Raw genomic sequence first — 16,665 nt, 5'->3', positions numbered from 1 at the left:
AGCAGTACTAGCAGGAGAATTTCAGGACCGGTGCCGAATAATCAACGTTCCACCCATGAGCAACCGTGCAAGACATTTGCTTGCAGTCGGCTATGTGCTCCTTAGAAAGGAGGTGATCCAGCCGCACCTTCCGGTACGGCTACCTTGTTACGACTTCGTCCCAATCGCCAGTCCCACCTTCGACAGCTCCCTCCCACAAGGGGTTGGGCCACCGGCTTCGGGTGTTACCGACTTTCGTGACGTGACGGGCGGTGTGTACAAGGCCCGGGAACGTATTCACCGCAGCAATGCTGATCTGCGATTACTAGCGACTCCGACTTCATGGGGTCGAGTTGCAGACCCCAATCCGAACTGAGACCGGCTTTTTGAGATTCGCTCCACCTCACGGTATCGCAGCTCATTGTACCGGCCATTGTAGCACGTGTGCAGCCCAAGACATAAGGGGCATGATGACTTGACGTCGTCCCCACCTTCCTCCGAGTTGACCCCGGCGGTCTCCTGTGAGTCCCCATCACCCCGAAAGGCATGCTGGCAACACAGAACAAGGGTTGCGCTCGTTGCGGGACTTAACCCAACATCTCACGACACGAGCTGACGACAGCCATGCACCACCTGTATACCGACCACAAGGGGGCACCCATCTCTGGATGTTTCCGGTATATGTCAAGCCTTGGTAAGGTTCTTCGCGTTGCGTCGAATTAAGCCACATGCTCCGCCGCTTGTGCGGGCCCCCGTCAATTCCTTTGAGTTTTAGCCTTGCGGCCGTACTCCCCAGGCGGGGAACTTAATGCGTTAGCTGCGGCACCGACGACGTGGAATGTCGCCAACACCTAGTTCCCACCGTTTACGGCGTGGACTACCAGGGTATCTAATCCTGTTCGCTCCCCACGCTTTCGCTCCTCAGCGTCAGTAATGGCCCAGAGATCCGCCTTCGCCACCGGTGTTCCTCCTGATATCTGCGCATTTCACCGCTACACCAGGAATTCCGATCTCCCCTACCACACTCTAGCTAGCCCGTATCGACTGCAGACCCGAGGTTAAGCCTCGGGCTTTCACAATCGACGTGACAAGCCGCCTACGAGCTCTTTACGCCCAATAATTCCGGACAACGCTTGCGCCCTACGTATTACCGCGGCTGCTGGCACGTAGTTAGCCGGCGCTTCTTCTGCAGGTACCGTCACTTTCGCTTCTTCCCTGCTGAAAGAGGTTTACAACCCGAAGGCCGTCATCCCTCACGCGGCGTCGCTGCATCAGGCTTTCGCCCATTGTGCAATATTCCCCACTGCTGCCTCCCGTAGGAGTCTGGGCCGTGTCTCAGTCCCAGTGTGGCCGGTCGCCCTCTCAGGCCGGCTACCCGTCGTCGCCTTGGTGAGCCACTACCTCACCAACAAGCTGATAGGCCGCGGGCTCATCCTTCACCGCCGGAGCTTTCCAAGTTCGAAGATGCCTCCGAACCTCGTATCCGGTATTAGACCCCGTTTCCAGGGCTTGTCCCAGAGTGAAGGGCAGATTGCCCACGTGTTACTCACCCGTTCGCCACTAATCCCCTCCCGAAGGAGGTTCATCGTTCGACTTGCATGTGTTAAGCACGCCGCCAGCGTTCGTCCTGAGCCAGGATCAAACTCTCCGTGAATGTTTACTCGGCCAGAAAATTAATTCAGCCGGTGAGCACCACGAGAGCGGAACAGTCGGAGGAATGATCCGACCGTTCACAGCGTCCTCGCTGTGTATTTCAAAGGAACCTCGTCCCGGTCGTGATGACCGGAGACGGGGTATCAACATATCTGGCGTTGATTTTTGGCACGCTGTTGAGTTCTCAAGGAACGGTCGCTTCCTTTGTACTCACCCGAGAGACTCTCTCGCGGCTTTCCTCCGGGCGCTTCCCTTCGGTCTTGCGTTTCCGACTCTATCAGATCCTTTCGGCGTCCGATTCCCGGTCGGCGGGATTTGTCTGGAGGTTTCGGCTTTCGCCGTCGCCCTTTCGACATTCACTACGTTAGCCGATTCCCTCGGCAACTCATAATCGAGTCTCGCGAGTTCGAATTCGGGCACGCGGGCGCGCCGAAAACGACCCCAATGAGGGGTTGTAGCTAGATAGTGGGTTGGCCGCTCCGGCTGCTGGCGATCGCCGTACCCGGTTCAGCGGCTCGGGCTACATTACGCACCTCGCAAGGCCGCGTCAACTTCGGCGGCGCCTCGGCACGTGCGCCCGATAGGGGCTCACCGTCGGGTCGTTGGCGATCCAGAACCGCCACGGGTGGATCTCCCCGTCACCCCCCTCGCCGGCGACGCCGGTGCGTGGACCATTGCGTACCTGGTCGCGGGGTACGGCCGTGCCGGTCAGCATCCTCAGGGGTGTCTCGTCCGAGGCGCACGCGTCAGTGCCGTCCAGGGCCCGGTCGATGCCCAGGGCCGTGGCCAGTCGGGCCGGGCCCTTGGCCAGTTCCTCGTCGTTACGGGCCGAGAGCCGGCGTTTGCGGGCGGGCTCGACGCCCTCGATCACCTCCCCGGCCCGGAGCAGGACCGCGCTCGCCCGGCCCTCGGGGCCACAGACGAGGTTCATGCAGTGCCACATGCCGTAGGTGAAGTAGACGTATACATGTCCGGGCGGGCCGAACATCACGGCGTTGCGGGGGGTCTGGCCGCGGTAGGCGTGGGAGCCGGGATCGTTGGGGCCGTCGTACGCCTCCACTTCTGTCAGGCGTACGGCGATCGGGCCGTCGGGGGTCGTCCGGACCAGGACGCGGCCGAGGAGGTCGGGGGCAACCTCCAGGACGGGGCGGTCGAAGAACTCTCGGGGCAGTGGCGTACGGTCCGGGGGCGCGATCATGCCGTCCGAGGGTAGTCCAGACGGGTCAGCGCCAGAGCGGAACCGGTGGCGGCTGGATCGCGTTTGTACGGGGCGAGGGTCCATTCGTAAAGGGAGAGTCAATGGCGTTCAAGAAGCTGCTCGCGAGCCTCGGTGCCGGCGGTGCCTCGGTCGAGACCGTGCTGACCGAGGTCAACGTCGTCCCGGGCGGTGTGGTCCAGGGCGAGGTCCGGATCCAGGGCGGGTCCGTGAACCAGGACATCGAGGGGCTGTCCGTCGGCCTGCAGGCCCGGGTCGAGGTGGAGAGCGGCGACGAGGAGTACAAGCAGAACATCGAGTTCACGAAGGTGCGCCTCGGCGGTGCCTTCGAGCTGCAGTCGGGTGCCGTGCACGCGGTGCCGTTCGGGCTGGAGATCCCCTGGGAGACGCCGGTCACGATGATCGACGGGCAGTCCCTGCGCGGGATGCACATCGGGGTGACCACCGAGCTGGAGATCGCCCGCGCGCTCGACTCCACCGACCTGGACCCGATCAACGTGCACCCGCTGCCGGCGCAGCAGGCGATCCTCGACGCCTTCATCCAGCTGGGCTTCCGCTTCAAGAACGCGGACATGGAGCGCGGGCACATCCGGGGCACGCGGCAGCGGCTGCCGTTCTACCAGGAGATCGAGTTCTACCCGCCGTCGCAGTACCGGGGCCTGAACCAGGTCGAGCTGAGCTTCATCGCCGACGAGCACGCCATGGACGTCGTTCTGGAGATGGACAAGAAGCCCGGCCTGTTCAGCGAGGGCTCGGACACCTACCGCTCCTTCCAGGTGGGTCTGCACGACTTCCAGGGGACCGACTGGACGGCATACCTCAACCAGTGGCTGTCCGAGGTCGGCAGCAGGCGCAACTGGTTCTAGGCTCGGTTCCACCGAACGGAATCGATCAGGAGGTACCGAGGTGACCGAGCTCAAGCGGCGGCCGCTCCCCCACGACTTCCACCCGCCCGTGCCGTCGTTCACGGTGACGAGCACGGACGTCGAGGAGGGCGCGACACTGGGGAGCGCCCAGGTGCAGGCTGAGGGCAACACCTCCCCGCAGCTGCGGTGGGAAGGCTTCCCGCCGGGGACCAAGAGCTTCGCCGTGACCTGCTACGACCCCGACGCGCCGACGGGCAGCGGGTTCTGGCACTGGGTCCTGTTCGACATCCCGGCGTCGGTGACCGAGCTGCCGGCCGGCGCGGGCAGCGGCAAGTTCGAGGGGCTGCCCGAGGGTGCCGTACACGCGCGGAGCGACTACGGGTCGAAGGAGTTCGGCGGGGCCGCTCCGCCGCCCGGGGACGGTCCGCACCGGTACGTCTTCACGGTGTACGCGGTGGACCAGGAGAAGCTCGGTCCGGACTCGGACGCCTCTCCGGCCGTCGTCGGCTTCAACCTGCGGTTCCACACGATCGGCCGCGCCCAGCTGATCGGTGAGTACGAGAATCCGGGTGAGGGCTGAGCCGGCCCGGCCCTGTCGAACATCGGACGTTCATAGAACGTTTGCCCGCCTCTGGTCCTGGAAGTGATCAGAGACGGGCATTTTTTATTGCGTTGTCCATCTCGGCGCGCCCGTCCAGAGTTGATCCAAGCCCGCCGGGGGTGGGCAGGTGCACATGGGAGGTGGGCTGGATGCGTGACACGTTGGTCCTCAACGCGAGCTTCGAACCGCTGTCGACGGTCACTCTGAACCGTGCCGTCGTGCTGGTGCTGCAGGACAAGGCGGTCGTCGAGCAGGCCCACCCCGAGCTGCGGATGCGCGGTGCCGATCTCGACATACCCGCGCCCCAGGTGATCAGGCTGTGCAGGTATGTACGGGTGCCGTTCCGAAGACAAGCGCCGTGGTCGCGGCGGGGTGTGCTGGTCCGGGACCGGCACCGGTGCGCGTACTGCGGGCGCCGGGCCACGACGGTGGACCATGTGCTGCCGCGGGCGCAGGGCGGGCGGGACACGTGGCTGAACACGGTGGCGGCGTGCGCGGAGGACAACCACCGGAAGGCGGACCGGACTCCGGAGGAGGCGGGGATGGCGTTGTTGCGGGCGCCGTTCGAGCCGACGCCTGCCAATGCGATGTTGCTGTCGCTGGGGGCCGAGGAGTTCGAGGCTTTGCCTGGGTGGTTGGTTGGGGAAGCGGCCTAGGCGTCTGCCGGGTTCTGCGCGTGTGCGGGCGCGGGTCCGTGTCGGTTGCTCGCGCAGTTCCCCGCGCCCCTTAGGGGCGCTGCCCCTAGTCGATGCCGGGCTTTTCGTAGCGTTGGGGGGGCGTGCCGGTGTTCTGGGGTGGGACCGTGGGGTTGTTGCCGCCGTTGCCGCCCTGGCCGCCGCCCAGGGGGCCGAAGTTGCCCATGGCTCCGGAAAGGCCCTTGAGGGCGTCGCCGATTTCGCTGGGGACGATCCAGAGCTTGTTGGCGTCGCCCTCGGCGATCTTGGGGAGCATCTGGAGGTATTGGTAGGACAGCAGCTTCTGGTCGGGGTCGCCGGCGTGGATCGCCTCGAACACCGTGCGGACGGCCTGGGCTTCACCCTCGGCGCGCAGGGCCGCTGCCTTGGCCTCACCCTCGGCGCGCAGGATCTGGGACTGCTTCTCGCCCTCGGCGGTGAGGATGGCGGCCTGGCGGGTGCCCTCCGCGGTGAGGATGGCGGCGCGCTTGTCACGGTCGGCGCGCATCTGCTTCTCCATCGAGTCCTGGATGGAGGTCGGGGGTTCGATGGCCTTCAGTTCCACGCGGTTGACGCGGATGCCCCACTTGCCGGTGGCCTCGTCGAGGACGCCCCGCAGGGCCGCGTTGATCTCCTCGCGGGAGGTCAGGGTGCGTTCGAGGTCCATGCCGCCGATGATGTTGCGGAGCGTGGTGACGGTGAGCTGCTCGATGGCCTGGATGTAGCTGGCGACCTCGTAGGTGGCGGCCCGGGCGTCGGTCACCTGGTAGTAGATGACGGTGTCGATGTTGACGACCAGGTTGTCCTGGGTGATCACCGGCTGGGGCGGGAACGGTACGACCTGTTCGCGCAGGTCGATGCGGTTGCGGATGGTGTCGATGAACGGGACCACGATGTTCAGGCCCGCGTTCAGCGTCCGCGTGTAGCGGCCGAAGCGCTCGACGATGGCGGCGCTCGCCTGTGGGATGACTTGGATGGTCTTGATCAGGGCGATGAAGACCAACACCACCAGGATGATCAAGACGATGATGACCGGTTCCATCGTCGCTCCCCGTACCCTTCTCCGCTTCGGCGCCTTCGGCAGATCTTATGGCTGTTGAAGATCTTGCTGGTCGAGTCTGACAGACCGTCGTGCAACTCGTGGGTCAGATGGGCGAGATGACTCGGATGACTCCGGATGGCTCCGGATGACTCAGATGACGATCGCGGTGGCCCCCTCGATGTCCACGACGTCCACTTCCTGGCCGACGTCGTAGGCGCGGCCGGTGTCGAGGGCGCGGGCCGACCAGACTTCCCCGGCGAGTTTGATACGGCCGCCCGAGCCGTCGACGCGTTCCAGTACGACGGCCTGTCTGCCCTTCAACGCGTCCACTCCGGTGGCGAGTTGGGGGCGCTGCGCGCCGTGCCGTACGGCGATGGGCCGGACGACGGCGATGAGGGCGACCGAGACGACGACGAAGGTCAGCACCTGGATCACGGCGTCGAAGCCGAGACCCGCGGCGATCGCGGCGGCGACGGCACCGGCGGCGAGCATGCCGAACTCGGGCATCGCGGTGACCACGAGGGGGATGCCGAGCGCCGCCGCGCCGACGAGCCACCACACCCATGCCTCGATGCCGTTCACACGGCCATGGTAGGTCCGCGGGTTGACGGCCGACAGGGCGCGTGGGCGCGGGCGTCAGGCCATCGGCAGGCCCTGCGCGGTCCAGCGCTCGCCGACCTGCTCGACGACGAGCGGGAGGCCGAAGCAGAGGGAGAGGTTGCGGGAGGTGAGTTCCAGCTCGATCGGGCCTGCGGCGAGGACCTTGCCCTGACGGATCATGAGGACGTGGGTGAAGCCGGGGGCGATCTCCTCGACATGGTGGGTGACCATGATCATGGAGGGGGCGATCGGGTCACGGGCGAGCCGGCCCAGGCGGCGGACCAGGTCCTCGCGGCCGCCGAGGTCGAGGCCGGCGGCGGGCTCGTCGAGGAGGAGCAGTTCGGGGTCGGTCATGAGGGCGCGGGCGATGAGGGTGCGCTTGCGCTCGCCCTCGGAGAGGGTGCCGAAGCGGCGGTCGAGGTAGTCGCTCATGCCGAGGCGGTCGAGGAAAGCGCGGGCCCGCTGCTCGTCGACGTCCTCGTACTCCTCCTGCCAGCCGGCGGTCATGCCGTAGGCGGCGGTGAGGACGGTCTGCAGGACGGTCTGGCGCTTGGGGAGCTTCTCGGACATGGCGACGCCGGCCACGCCGATGCGCGGGCGCAGCTCGAAGACGTCGACCTTGCCGAGGGTGTCGCCGAGGATGGTGGCGGTGCCCTTGCTGGGGAAGAGGTAGCTGGAGGCGACGTTCAGGAGGGTGGTCTTGCCGGCGCCGTTGGGGCCGAGGATGACCCAGCGCTCGCCCTCCTTCACCGACCAGGAGACCTGGTCCACCAGAGCCCGGCCCTCGCGGACCACGGATACGTCCTGAAGCTCCAGAACATCGCTCATGAGCGCGTTGTCTCCCCTTGCAGTGTGGCCGGTCTCGGCTGTCGCGTACGCCTGTGGCTCGGTCCGCCGCGCCGGTGGGCGCAGCCCATATGAAATCTACGCCACGCGTGCGCGGCTCCCATCCATCGGTCCGGTCCTTAGGGTGGGGGCATGCTCTCGGAACCGCGTTCAGGACGCCTTGCCGCTTGGGGAAACGCCCTTTTGGCCGGACTTGTCTCTCCGGATGACGCCGTGCTCGCCATTGTGGGTGAGGACGCGGTGCACCGGGTGGAGGGGCTGCCGGGTGAGTCCGCCCAGGTCGGGCTGTCGCTGGCGCTGGGCCGGCTGCGGGCGCTGGGGGCGACGGGGCTGCGGGTCGCGTTGCCGGCGCCGGGGCATCCGCTGGGGTTGAGCGGGCCGCCGCCGTTCAATGCGCGGGCGCTGGAGGCGGAGGAGGCGGTGGTCTGCTTCGGGGCCGCGTTCGGGCTGGTGCCTGAGGTGTACGAGGCCGGGCCCGAGGGTGATGTTCATGTCGAGGTGGTGTGGCACTGCCTGCCGGTGCGGGAGGCGCCGCCCGCGGACGTGCCGTCGCTGGGCGAGGCGGAGCGGGAGCTGGCGGAGGCCCTGCGGGAGGCGACCGAGGTGCTGTCGAAGCTGGATGTCGCCGGGTCGGGGCCGGTGGCTGAGGCGGCGATCGACGCGTATCGGGCGCGGGCCGAGCGGGGGCGGGGGGAGGAGGTGCTGGCGCCCGGGTATCCGCCGCGTGCGGTGCGGGTGTTGGAGCTGGCTCAGCGGGTGGGGCTGCTGGTGTCCCTGGCGTACGGAAATGGGCACGGGGGTGCGGTCAGCTCCGCGGAGATGGCCGCTCGGGCGGAGGCGTTGCGGCCGGTGGAGCGGACCGCTCGGCGGGCGCAGGTGGCGGCGTACAACTCCGTTGTGGAGGAACGGGAGCGGGGCCTTCGCTGAGCGTCCCTGTGCCCGGTCGGGGGTGGGTCCGCTCACCGGCGCTCGCCGGGTACCGCTGCGCCCACCCGTGCCGCCCTTGCGGCACGCATGCCCGCAGCTGGGTAGATACGTACGTGCCCCGTCAGGGGCGCGGGGAACTGCGCGACAAGCCACCGCGCGCCCGCAGGCGAAGACGGCCGCAGGCCTCGCCGTGGGGTGGGAAGCCTGCGGCCGGCAGCATGTGTCAGTGGTTGAGGCCCAGGTTGCCGAACGCGGGGTTCAGCGCGCCGATGACGCTCACGCTGTTGCCCACCGCGTTCACCGGGACGTGCACCGGGACCTGGACGAGGTTGCCGGAGGCGACACCGGGAGAGCCCTGGGCCGCGCCGTCGGCCCAGGCGCCGTCCGCGGCGGACGCCATCCCCGCGCCAGCGGCCATCAGGCCCCCCGCCACCAGCGTCACGGCCGCCGCCTTCTTCAGGTTCTTCACTTTCAGCCCCTCCTAGGTGTTCACCGCGGCAGGTGCGCCGCGGCACGCACTGGAGAACGGCGGAGATCGCCGGAGGATGCGCCATCCGGGTGACATTCCCACGACGGTATGAATCTCAGCCCGTCACACCGTGACGTACGGCCCAAAGCGCCGCCTGGGTGCGGTCCGCCAGGTCGAGCTTCATCAGGATGTTCGACACGTGCGTCTTGACCGTCTTCTCGGACAGCACGAGCGCGCGGGCGATCTCCCGGTTGGAGCGCCCGTCGGCTATCAGCCCGAGCACCTCACGCTCCCGGTCGGTGAGGGAACTCCCCCGTCCCTGACCGGAGTTGTTCTCCTCCTGGGAGAGCAGGGCGCCCGCGACCTCCGGCTGGAGCAGGATGTGCCCGGCGTGCACGGAGCGGATGGCGCCGGCCAGGGCGTCGGGGTCCACGTCCTTGTACACGTACCCGGCGGCGCCGGCCCGCAGGGCGGGGACGACCGTGCGCTGCTCGGTGAAGCTGGTGACGATCAGCACGCGCGCGGGGTTGTCGAGCTCGCGGAGCCGGCGCAGAGCCTCGATCCCGTCCATGCCCGGCATCTTGACGTCCATGAGGACGACGTCGGGCCGGAGTTCCTCGGCGCGCTCGACCCCTTCGGCGCCGTCGGCGGCCTCGCCGACGACCTCGATGTCGTCCTGTACCTCCAGGAAGGTGCGCAGTCCCCGGCGGACGACCTGGTGGTCGTCGACGAGGAGCACCCTGATCGCCTCAGCCACCGGGGACCTCCATCTCGATCGTGGTGCCCTTGCCGGGCGCCGATTCCACGGTGAGCCTGCCGCCGACCCCGCTCGCGCGGTCCCGCATGGAGACCAGGCCGAGGTGGCGTCCGGCGCGCCGGACCGTCTTCGGTTCGAAGCCGCCGCCGTCGTCGGTGACCCGCAGGACGGCTCCGCCGCCGCGCCGGTCCACGCTGACGTGGACCTGGTCGGCGCCTGCGTGCCGCAGGGCGTTGTGCAGGGCTTCCTGGGCGACGCGCAGCAGGGCCTCCTCCTGGGCGGCGGGCAGGGCGCGGAAGCCGGTGGTGGAGAAGGTCACGCGCGCGGTGTGGGCGCGGTCGAGGACCTGGGTCTGGGTGCGCAGGGTGGCGATCAGGCCGTCCTCGTCGAGGGCGGCGGGGCGCAGCTCGACGACGGCGGCACGCAGCTCTTCGGTGGCCTCGGCGGCGAGCGCGGCGACCTGGTGCAGCTCGCCCTTGGCGCGGGCGGGGTCGCGGTCGACCAGCGCGGCGGCGGCCTGGGCGGTCAGGCGCAGGGAGAAGAGCTTCTGGCTGACGGCGTCGTGCAGCTCGTGGGCGAGGCGGGAGCGTTCCTCGGCGATGGTCAGTTCGCGGCTGCGTTCGTAGAGACGGGCGTTGGTGAGGGCGATGGCGGCGTGCTGGGCGAGGATGGAGAGGAGTTCCTCGTCGTCGGCGGTGAAGCCGCAGCTGCCCTCGGGCTTTGGACAGTTCTTGTTCGCGAGGAAGAGTGCGCCGATGACCTCGTCGCCGTCGCGGATGGGCAGGCCCAGGAAGTCGACGAGGTCGGGGTGGGCGGAGGGCCAGCCCTCGAAGCGGGCGTCCTTGCGTACGTCGGCGAGGCGCTGCGGCCGGGCCTCGTCCAGCATCGCGGCGAGGATGCCGTGCCGCCGGGGCAGCGGGCCGATGGCCTTCCACTGGGCGTCGCTGACGCCGTCGACGACGAACTGGGCGAAGCCTCCGTGGTCGTCCGGGACGCCCAGCGCGGCGTACTGCGCGTCGAGCAGCTCGCGGGCGGAGGCGACGATCGTCTTCAGGACGTCGCGCACCTCCAGGTGCCTGCTCATGGCCAGCAGCGCGGCGCTGACCGCGGCGAGGCCGGACCGGGGGCCTTGACTCATGACCTCACGGTACCGGCGGGGTATGACAGACCGGATCGGACAGGGGGACGGCGGGGCTGGTCCTCAGGGCCTAGGGCCGTGGGGGTAGGTCGCCCGGCCCCGGGCGGGCGGCGTACGTCGAAGGGACCCTCCGGTTTGCGGCCCGCGTCCGAGGCGGTGCGGGGGCCGCCGTTCCTACGTTGAGATCACCCGCCCGACGGGGGCGGGGAGCGACGAGGGGACGGTTGTCATGCCGGTAGCGATCATCACGGGGGCCTCGAAGGGGCTGGGGCGGGCGCTCGCCGAGGGGCTGGCCGCGCGCGGCTGGGACCTGGTGCTCGACGCCCGGGGCGCCGACGCCCTCAAGGAGGCGGCGGAGGCGGTCGCCGGGCAGGGCGGCGGGCGCGTGGAGGCGCTGGCCGGGGACGTCACGGACGCCGGGCACCGGTCGGCGCTGGTGGCGGCCGCGCGGGGGCTGGGCGGGGTCGACCTGCTGGTGAACAACGCGAGCGCGCTGGGCTCCGAGCCGCTGGTGCGGCTGGCGGAGCTGCCGGTGGCGGGGCTGCGGCGGGCGCTGGAGGTGAACGTGGTGGCGGCGCTGGGCCTGGTCCAGGAGGCACTGCCGCTGCTGCGGGAGTCACCTGCGGGCGCGGTCGTCACGGTCAGCTCGGACGCGGCGGCGGAGGCGTACGAGACGTGGGGCGGCTACGGCGCCTCCAAGGCGGCGCTGGACCAGCTGGCGGCGGTGCTGGGCGCCGAGGAGCCGGGGCTACGGGTGTGGGCGGTGGACCCCGGGGACATGGCGACCGATCTGTACGCGGCCGCCGTACCGGACGACGACGATCCGCGTCCGGCGCCCTCCGGTGTCGTACCGGCGTTCCTGCGGCTGCTGGACGAGCGGCCGGCGAGCGGGCGGTACGCGGCGCCGGCTCTGGTGGAGGGGCGATGAGTACGGCGGTGAAGGTGCCGGAGGAGCTGTCCGCGCGGGTGCCGGCCGAGCAGCGCGGTCCGGGGCTGGACCGGGATGCCGTACGGCTGCTGGTGTCGCGCGGTACCGAGGTGACGCACCACGTGTTCGCGGAGCTGCCGGGGCTGCTGCGGGCCGGGGACCTGCTGGTGGTGAACACCTCGGTGACGCTGGCGGCGGCCGTGGACGGGCAGGCCGGGCCCGCGCGCGTGGTGGTGCACTTCTCCACGCGCGGGGACGACGGCCGGTGGGCGGTCGAGCTGCGCGAGCCGGACGGGCGGGGCACCACGCGCGTGCGTGCGGGCTCGCGCGCGGGGACCGTGGTGGCGTTGCCCGGCGGGGCGCGGCTGATGCTGGAGGAGCCGCTGAGCCCGCGTGGGGACCGGCTGTGGCGGGCGAGTGTGTCGGGGGCGGAGGTGCTGCGGGTGCTGCGGGAGCACGGGCGGCCGATCCGCTACTCCTATACGGACCGGGATCAGCCGCTGTCGGTGTACCAAACGGTGTTCGCGCTGCCCGCGCCGGACGGGTCGGGGAGTGCGGAGATGCCGAGTGCGGCGCGGCCGTTCACGGCGCGGCTGGTGGCGGAGCTGGTGAGCCGGGGGGTGCAGTTCGCGCCGGTCACGCTGCACACGGGGGTGGCGTCGGCGGAGGCGCACGAGCCGCCGTACCCGGAGCGGTTCTCGGTGCCCGAGGCGTCGGCGCGGCTGATCAACGCGGCGCGGGCGTCGGGGCGCCGGGTGGTGGCGGTCGGTACGACGGCCGTGCGGGCCGTGGAGTCGGCGGTGGGCCCGGACGGGCTGGTGCGGGCGGCCGCGGGGTGGACGGATCTGGTTGTCACCCCGGAGCGCGGGGTACGCGTGGTCGACGGGCTGCTGACCGGGCTGCACGAGCCGGAGGCCTCGCATCTGCTGATGCTGCGGGCGGTGGCGGGGCGCGCGGCGGTCGACCGGAGTTACGAGGAGGCGCTGCGCGGGCTCTATCTGTGGCACGAGTTCGGCGACGTGCATCTCATCCTCCCGGAGGAGGCCCCTCACGCAGAGCGTTGCGGGGGCAACTCCGGGTGAGACTGTTACGTGGTCGATGTGAGCCCGCGCATAGGGCGCACATCACGTACGACCGGGCATAGGAGACAACCCCTCCCGCATGAACGGGACAGACGGTCCAGTCTGTCCCGTTTTGCCTATCCCTGATCCACTATCGGGCTTCGTACGTCACACCTTTGCCTGGGCATTTTGCGGCCGCTAAGAATTGCTCCCGTCGCTCAGCGCCGTGGGTTCACCCCCGCGGCGTTCGTGTGGGAGGAGCCGATTCCCCCGGCGGACGCAGGAGCGACCTCCGCGCTACTCGAAGAGGTCCATCAGCCATGCCCAAGAACATCCTCGATCGCCGTCTCAGTCGCACGCTGACCAGGCAGCACAAGATCGCCATCGCCGGTGTGAGCACGCTCGGCGCCGCCGCCCTCGCCTTCTCGGCCGTGCCGAGCAGCGCCGACACGGTGGCCACCGGCGAGCCGACGGCGGCTTCGCAGGTCGCCTACGGCCAGGTCAAGGACCTGAAGGACGTCAAGGGCACGGTCACCGACCAGCTCACGAGCGACAAGGTCAAGCTCGACACCTTCGCGGCGAAGAAGAAGGCCGCCGACCAGGCCGCCGCCAAGAAGAAGGCCGACGCCGAGGCCGCCGCGAAGAAGAAGGCGGCCGACGCGGCCGCCGCCAAGCGGGCCGCCGCGAAGAAGGCCGCGCAGGAGCGCGCCGCCAAGCAGGCCGCGAACCGGTCCGCGCAGCGCCCGCAGATGGAGACGGTCGCCGCGAAGACGTACGCGAACAACCTGGACGGCTGGATCCGGCACTCGCTGGACATCATGCACGCCAAGGGCATCCCGGGCAGCTACAGCGGCCTGCACCGCAACATCATGCGGGAGTCCTCGGGCAACCCCATGGCCATCAACAACTGGGACGTCAACGCGATCAACGGCATCCCCTCGAAGGGTCTGCTGCAGGTCATCCCGCCGACCTTCGCGGCGTACCACGTCGCGGGCACCTCGTGGAACATCTACGACCCGGTCGCCAACATCACCGCCGCCGCCAACTACGCGGCGCACCGGTACGGCTCGATCGACAACGTCAACAGCGCGTACTGAGGCTGGCGCGGACCTCTGAACGCACGCCGAAGGGCGGCACCCGGTGACCGGGTGCCGCCCTTCGGCCTGTCCGCACGCCCAGAGGGGCGGTCGCCTACTTGCGCATGACCTCGGGCTCGTGCCGACGCAGGAAGCGGGCCACGAAGAAGCCGCAGACCACACCGAGCGCGATCAGCGCCACCATGTCCAGGCCCCAGGCCGAGGCCTGGTGGTCCCACAGCGGGTCCGTGCTGGTCGGGTCGTCGGTGTTCGGGGCGATGTTGTTGAAGTCCAGCGTGGAGCCGGCCGCGGCCACCGCCCAGCGGGACGGCATCAGGTACGAGAACTCGTTGACGCCGAGCGTGCCGTGCAGGGTGAAGAGGCAGCCGGTGAACACGACCTGGATGATCGCGAACATGACCAGCAGCGGCATGGTCTTCTCGGCCGTCTTCACCAGCGAGGAGATCACCAGGCCGAACATCATCGACGTGAAGCCGAGCGCCATGATCGGCAGGCACAGCTCGAACAGCGTCGAGCTGCCCAGGACGAGGCCCTTGCCGGGCACCTCGCGGCTGGAGAAGCCGATCAGGCCGACCATCAGGCCCTGCAGCACGGTGACGGCACCGAGGACGACGACCTTGGACATCAGGTACGCGGACCGGGACAGGCCGGTCGCCCGTTCCCGCTCGTAGATCACCCGTTCCTTGATCAGCTCACGAACGGAGTTGGCGGCGCCCGCGAAGCACGCGCCGACCGCGAGGATCAGCAGGACCGTGGTCGCCGTGCCGTTCGGGATGTGGGCGCCCGTCCTGGGGTTGACCGGGTTGACCAGCAGGCCCTTGTCATGATCGATCAACAGGCTGACCGCACCCAGTACGGCCGGCAGGATCACCGTCAGGGCGAGGAAGCCCTTGTCGGACACGATGACGGACACATAGCGCCGGATCAATGTCATCAACTGGGAGCCCCACGCCTGCGGCTTGGGCGGCTTGATGGCCTGCGGCGGAGGCATGTGTACGGACTGCGGGGCCACGGCGTCGATGTCCGCTGCGTACATCTGGTAGTGCTGCGAGCCCTTCCAGCGGCCCGCCCAGTCGTAGTCGCGGTAGTTCTCGAAGGCGGAGAAGACGTCGGCCCAGGTGTCGTAGCCGAAGAAGTTCAGCGCCTCCTCCGGCGGACCGAAGTAGGCGACCGAGCCGCCCGGGGCCATCACCAGCAGCTTGTCGCAGATCGCCAGCTCGGCCACCGAGTGGGTGACCACGAGGACCGTACGGCCGTCGTCGGCGAGACCGCGCAGCAGCTGCATGACGTCGCGGTCCATGCCCGGGTCGAGGCCCGAGGTGGGCTCGTCCAGGAAGATCAGCGACGGCTTGGTGAGCAGCTCCAGGGCCACCGACACACGCTTGCGCTGGCCACCGGAGAGGGAGGTGACCTTCTTGTCCTTGTGGATGTCGAGCTTCAGCTCGCGCAGCACCTCTTCGATGCGGGCGTCGCGTTCCTGCGCCGTGGTGTCGGCCGGGAAGCGCAGCTTGGCCGCGTACTTCAGGGCCTTCTTGACGGTCAGCTCCTTGTGCAGGATGTCGTCCTGCGGGACCAGACCGATGCGCTGGCGCAGCTCGGCGAACTGCTTGTACAGGTTGCGGTTGTCGTACAGCACCTCGCCCTGGTTGGCGGGCCGGTAGCCGGTGAGCGCCTTGAGGAGCGTCGACTTGCCGGAGCCGGAGGGGCCGATGACCGCGATCAGCGACTTCTCCGGGACGCCGAAGGAGACGTCCTTGAGGATCTGCTTGCCGCCGTCGACCGTGACGGTCAGGTGGCGGGCCGAGAAGGAGACCTCACCGGTGTCGACGAACTCCTCGAGCCGGTCGCCGACGATGCGGAAGGTGGAGTGGCCGACGCCGACGATGTCGGTCGGGCCGAGGAGCGCCGTACCGCCCTTGGCGATCGGCTGGCCGTTGACGTACGTGCCGTTGTGCGAGCCGAGGTCGCGGATCTCGAAGCGGCCGTCGGGCGTCGAGTGGAACTCGGCGTGGTGCCGGGAGACCTGCAGGTCGGAGACGACCAGCTCGTTCTCCAGGGCACGGCCGATGCGCATCACGCGGCCGACGGAGAACTGGTGGAAGGTCGTCGGGCTGCGGTCGCCGTAGACCGGCGGCGCCCCCGCGCCACCACCGGGCGTCTTCTGCGCGAACTGCTCGGCCGGGCCGCCCTGCTGCTGCGGGAACGCCGCCGGCTGCTGGGGCTGCTGCGGCTGCTGCCATCCGGCCTGCGGGGCCTGTTGCGGTGCCGCCGGCTGCTGTGCCGCGGGCTGCTGCGGGGCCTGTTGCGGCGTCTGGGACCAGCCGGCGCCCGCGCCCTGGGCCGCGTACGGCGCCGCCTGCGGCTGCGCCTGCGCGGGCGCGGCGGCACCGGACAGGTTCAGGCACGGCCCGTCGGTCGCGTTGCCGAGGTACACGGCCGTTCCGGGGCCGACCTCCAGCTGGTGGATCCGCTGGCCCCCCACGAACGTTCCGTTGGTGCTGCCGTGGTCCTCGACGACCCAACTGCGGCCGTTGAAGCTGACCGTGGCGTGGCGCCAGGACACCCTGGCGTCGTCGAAGACGATGTCACCCTGCGGATCGCGGCCGAGGGTGTAGGGCCTGGACGCATCGAGCGTCCAGGTCCGTCCGTTTGATTCCAGTACGAGTTCCGGCACTCCATGCCCCACTGAGTTGTCCCCCGAGTTTCCCCCATCGCAGGGAGTCTAGGGATGTCGAACATCGTGGGGAACTATTTCAGGCTCCGGCCCATGACCGAAAGCCGGGCCTTGTGAAGAACCCCGGCGCACGCTTC

General features: G+C 69.1%; 15 protein-coding genes and 1 rRNA gene. 7 read left to right on the top strand and 9 right to left on the bottom strand.

Annotation, left to right across the window (positions count from 1 at the left end; genetic code table 11):
• Nucleotides 1-105: 105 nt before the first annotated feature.
• Nucleotides 106-1,633, bottom strand: a 16S ribosomal RNA gene (locus tag DBP14_RS28060).
• A gap of 546 nt (nucleotides 1,634-2,179) precedes the next feature.
• The gene (locus DBP14_RS28050; RefSeq protein WP_129309889.1) at nucleotides 2,180-2,830 is read right to left on the bottom strand and encodes a DNA-3-methyladenine glycosylase; all 651 of its coding nucleotides are present in this window, start codon (nucleotides 2,828-2,830) and stop codon (nucleotides 2,180-2,182) included.
• Between the two features lie 101 nt (nucleotides 2,831-2,931).
• On the opposite strand from DBP14_RS28050, the gene DBP14_RS28045 reads away from it, so the two are divergent.
• The 3 genes from DBP14_RS28045 (at nucleotide 2,932) to DBP14_RS28035 (ending at nucleotide 4,971) form a co-directional block, all read left to right on the top strand.
• A complete protein-coding gene (locus tag DBP14_RS28045; protein WP_129309888.1) occupies nucleotides 2,932-3,714 on the top strand; it encodes a sporulation protein in 783 nt (260 codons plus the stop codon).
• A 40-nt stretch (nucleotides 3,715-3,754) separates the two neighbouring features.
• Entirely contained in the window at nucleotides 3,755-4,294 is a 540-nt protein-coding gene (locus tag DBP14_RS28040; RefSeq protein WP_129309887.1) for a YbhB/YbcL family Raf kinase inhibitor-like protein, read from the top strand.
• Nucleotides 4,295-4,464: 170 nt separating this feature from the next.
• Complete coding sequence (locus tag DBP14_RS28035) at nucleotides 4,465-4,971, top strand: HNH endonuclease (protein ID WP_129309886.1); 507 nt, start codon at nucleotides 4,465-4,467, stop codon at nucleotides 4,969-4,971.
• Nucleotides 4,972-5,056: 85 nt separating this feature from the next.
• Here the strand turns inward: DBP14_RS28035 and DBP14_RS28030 are convergent, their stop codons facing one another.
• The 3 genes from DBP14_RS28030 to DBP14_RS28020 form a co-directional block, all read right to left on the bottom strand.
• Complete coding sequence (locus DBP14_RS28030; protein ID WP_129309885.1) at nucleotides 5,057-6,031, bottom strand: SPFH domain-containing protein; 975 nt, start codon at nucleotides 6,029-6,031, stop codon at nucleotides 5,057-5,059.
• A 150-nt stretch (nucleotides 6,032-6,181) separates the two neighbouring features.
• On the bottom strand, nucleotides 6,182-6,613 hold the full coding sequence (locus tag DBP14_RS28025; RefSeq protein ID WP_129309884.1) for an NfeD family protein: 432 nt from the start codon (nucleotides 6,611-6,613) through the stop codon (nucleotides 6,182-6,184).
• Between the two features lie 54 nt (nucleotides 6,614-6,667).
• Nucleotides 6,668-7,459, bottom strand: coding sequence for an ABC transporter ATP-binding protein (locus DBP14_RS28020; RefSeq protein WP_129309883.1), 792 nt, complete (start codon nucleotides 7,457-7,459; stop codon nucleotides 6,668-6,670).
• 150 nt (nucleotides 7,460-7,609) lie between these two features.
• Here DBP14_RS28020 and DBP14_RS28015 point away from each other — a divergent pair, with 150 nt between their 5' ends.
• On the top strand, nucleotides 7,610-8,404 hold the full coding sequence (locus tag DBP14_RS28015) for a hypothetical protein (protein ID WP_129309882.1): 795 nt from the start codon (nucleotides 7,610-7,612) through the stop codon (nucleotides 8,402-8,404).
• Nucleotides 8,405-8,627: 223 nt separating this feature from the next.
• Here the strand turns inward: DBP14_RS28015 and DBP14_RS28010 are convergent, their stop codons facing one another.
• From DBP14_RS28010 to DBP14_RS28000, 3 genes are all read right to left on the bottom strand, one after another.
• On the bottom strand, nucleotides 8,628-8,873 hold the full coding sequence (locus DBP14_RS28010; protein ID WP_129309881.1) for a chaplin: 246 nt from the start codon (nucleotides 8,871-8,873) through the stop codon (nucleotides 8,628-8,630).
• A gap of 115 nt (nucleotides 8,874-8,988) precedes the next feature.
• Nucleotides 8,989-9,630, bottom strand: coding sequence for a response regulator transcription factor (locus tag DBP14_RS28005; RefSeq protein WP_129309880.1), 642 nt, complete (start codon nucleotides 9,628-9,630; stop codon nucleotides 8,989-8,991).
• Entirely contained in the window at nucleotides 9,623-10,768 is a 1,146-nt protein-coding gene (locus DBP14_RS28000; protein ID WP_129309879.1) for a GAF domain-containing sensor histidine kinase, read from the bottom strand. Before DBP14_RS28000 ends, DBP14_RS28005 begins: the two co-directional genes overlap by 8 nt.
• Before the next feature lie 229 nt (nucleotides 10,769-10,997).
• Between DBP14_RS28000 and DBP14_RS27995 the strand changes: the two genes are divergently transcribed.
• From DBP14_RS27995 to DBP14_RS27985, 3 genes are all read left to right on the top strand, one after another.
• A complete protein-coding gene (locus tag DBP14_RS27995) occupies nucleotides 10,998-11,696 on the top strand; it encodes an SDR family oxidoreductase (protein WP_129309878.1) in 699 nt (232 codons plus the stop codon).
• Nucleotides 11,693-12,778: an S-adenosylmethionine:tRNA ribosyltransferase-isomerase gene (locus tag DBP14_RS27990; RefSeq protein ID WP_129309877.1), complete on the top strand. Its 1,086-nt coding sequence runs from the start codon at nucleotides 11,693-11,695 to the stop codon at nucleotides 12,776-12,778. Before DBP14_RS27995 ends, DBP14_RS27990 begins: the two co-directional genes overlap by 4 nt.
• 299 nt (nucleotides 12,779-13,077) lie before the next feature.
• On the top strand, nucleotides 13,078-13,854 hold the full coding sequence (locus DBP14_RS27985) for a transglycosylase SLT domain-containing protein (protein WP_129309876.1): 777 nt from the start codon (nucleotides 13,078-13,080) through the stop codon (nucleotides 13,852-13,854).
• Nucleotides 13,855-13,948: 94 nt separating this feature from the next.
• Here DBP14_RS27985 and DBP14_RS27980 read toward each other — a convergent pair whose 3' ends face one another.
• Nucleotides 13,949-16,528 carry an FHA domain-containing protein gene (locus tag DBP14_RS27980; RefSeq protein WP_129309875.1) on the bottom strand — a complete coding sequence of 860 codons (2,580 nt, stop codon included), beginning with the start codon at nucleotides 16,526-16,528 and terminating at the stop codon, nucleotides 13,949-13,951.
• Nucleotides 16,529-16,665: the final 137 nt, after the last annotated feature.

It is taken from the genome of Streptomyces sp. L2 (genome assembly GCF_004124325.1).
Lineage (GTDB): Bacteria > Actinomycetota > Actinomycetes > Streptomycetales > Streptomycetaceae > Streptomyces.
This window is presented reverse-complemented; position numbering and strand designations above follow the sequence as displayed.